The sequence below is a fragment of the Bullifex sp. genome (genome assembly GCF_034103065.1).
Taxonomy (GTDB): domain Bacteria; phylum Spirochaetota; class Spirochaetia; order Sphaerochaetales; family Sphaerochaetaceae; genus Bullifex.
In genome coordinates this window covers 1-2,480 of record NZ_JAXEGN010000251.1, presented here as the reverse complement: position 1 = coordinate 2,480, position 2,480 = coordinate 1, and the positions used below count along the sequence as shown (strand labels likewise).

Annotated in this window: 2 protein-coding genes; one reads left to right on the top strand and one right to left on the bottom strand. The window is 34.8% G+C overall.

Going from position 1 to position 2,480, the window contains the following annotated elements:
- The coding region (locus tag SOY52_RS09645) for a GH36-type glycosyl hydrolase domain-containing protein (RefSeq protein ID WP_320848745.1) at nt 1-1,749 on the bottom strand (1,749 nt) is incomplete at its 3' end.
- Between the two features lie 232 nt (nt 1,750-1,981).
- Here SOY52_RS09645 and SOY52_RS09640 point away from each other — a divergent pair.
- Nucleotides 1,982-2,480 (top strand): prephenate dehydratase domain-containing protein (locus tag SOY52_RS09640; protein ID WP_320848744.1); only part of this gene is annotated, 499 nt, incomplete at its 3' end.

The window sequence follows — 2,480 nt, the reverse complement described above, 5'->3', positions numbered from 1 at the left end:
TGAAAGAACTGCCCAAGCATTAGATTCAAGGTGTACCTTTCCTTCTTTATCTTCACTTGTTCCAATCTTTCGACCACTCTTTGTGATTCCCCTAATATACCAATCCTTATCCCAAAGGACTCTTTCGCAAGCTTCCTTAATTTTATCTTTTAAAACACTATATTGCTTTACATCATCCTCTCTATTTAGTTTCTTTGCTGCTTCAATGAAGTATGAAGTAGCCCAGAAGTGTAAGAAGCTAGTTAATGCAGATTCTCCACCCCCTAAATTTAAGCAGTCATTCCAATCTGCACGTAGTCCTTTACAAATACCACTTTCACCAACTTGTTTTGCAGAGAAATCAAGTATTCTTTTTAAATGGTCGTAAACAGTGTCTACAGAGCCTTCTGCATAGTTAATTTTTTTATCAAAAAATGCTAAGTCACCAGTTTCCTTTACATATTCACAAACGGAAGCTACTAACCAAAGTGCATCATCTGAACAAGTATCTTTTAAGCCATGTATTAAGCTACCTTTTTCTGGTTCAGGCTTTACAGTAGGGGATGGGCGTTTTTCTTTTTTAGGAATTTCAGGGTTAAATAAATCTGGTTCAAACAGATGAAGTCCATAACCTTGCTCTGTTAAGCCTCTTAAGAGATCTTCAATTCTTTCTCTACATCTATTTGGCGCTGAGTGAGGGATACACATAGCATCTTGTGCAGTATCACGATAGCCAAGACCTGTTCTACCTCCGACCTCAATAAAGGATGAGAAACGTGAGAAATTAACGTTGGTTTCACTTTGATAAAGATTCCAAGTATTTATCATAGTGTTCATTTCTTTATTTGGGGTATCAATTTGAAGCTTAGAATACTTATCCTTCCAAAATTCCTTTATTTGGTTAAAAGCATTATCAACTTCCTCAATATTTGAATATTTTGCTCTTATTCTTTTACCTTCTTCCAAGGAACCAACGCCAAGCATAATGATAAAACGTTTTTCTTCATTTGGCTTAAGTGTGAGCTTTTTCATAAACGCTCCACAGTGGTTACCACCTAGCTCAACTGAATTATGCATCTTGCCATCAATTACACCTTGTGGATTTGTTTCTGTATTATAAACCCCAATAAACTGATCCCGAACAGAGTCAAATCCATCGGCATCGAAGCTTGTAGTGATGTAGTGATACATATCAGGGTCATAGAAGTTATCAATTTCTATAACACCTGATTCATATCTTGAGCCTTGAGAATATAGTGACATTTGAAGATTTTGATTATCAATTTCAATTAAGTTAAAAGAAAATTCACAATATGGAAAAAGAGAAATATTCTTATCTTTCTTTGTGGTGTTTTTAACTTTAATATCCCATAGCTCTACTGCATCTCCAAGTGGGATAAATAGCTTTTGCTCAGCTTTAATTCCTTTATATGAACATTTAAAGATTGAGTAAGATAGACCATGTCTTACTTCATACTTAGCTTTATCTAAGCTTTTACCAACTGGTTGCCAAGAGATTGACCAATAGTCATTGGAATCATTATCTCGTAAATATACATAGTGTCCTGGGCGATCAAGTGGAACACCATTTGCTCTAAATCTTGTTACTCGATGGTTTTCAGCGCTTTCATGAAACATATATCCACCAGCATTGTGGCTAATTACTGTTCCAGTTTTCTCACATCCAAGGTAGTTAGTCCATGAAACAGGTATATCTGGTCTTGTTATTACATATTCACGATTTTTATCATCGAAGTATCCATATTGCATAAAACATTTCTCCTTTTGTTCACTGCTTGTACAAACTATTATAACATGGTTATTTTAATTCTAACAAGATAAATATTATTTATAAGGTTGTACTATTAAGTCACATTAGAAGTAATAATAGAAGACAGGAATTAGAAAGTTTTATCAAATGTTAATATGATTCTACATATAGAAGGAAATATGTTTGAGATATAGATTGAATTTTAATGTGATAAAGAAGTAGATTCTTTTTATGAAAAAACTTTTAACAATTATTATTCTTGGGCTAACTCTTGTATCTTGTGCTACTTCCCAGGAGAACCTTGAATGGACAAGATTCACAGAAGAAAGTGTTTCATATCTTGGACCTGAAGGTACTTATACAGGTCAGGCAGCAATGCTATTTTTCGGTGATGATGCATCTTATCATGCTGAAAAAACAGTAAGTGATGCAGTTACATTAATGATTGATGGACAGTGTAACTTTGCTGTGATTCCTCAAGAAAACACTGTAGGAGGTCCTGTTACTGCATATATTGATGAACTTCTCTCCCACGATGATATTTCAGTGATTTGTGAAACTGAGCTTGTAATAGACCAAGCACTTCTTGTAAAAAAGGGAACCAAGCTATCAGATATAACCTTAATATGTTCTCATGAACAGGGACTTCTACAAGGAAAGTTGTGGCTTGAGGAAAATCTTCCTTTAGCACAAACACGTGTTGTTTCCAGTACTGCAGAGGGAGCAAGAC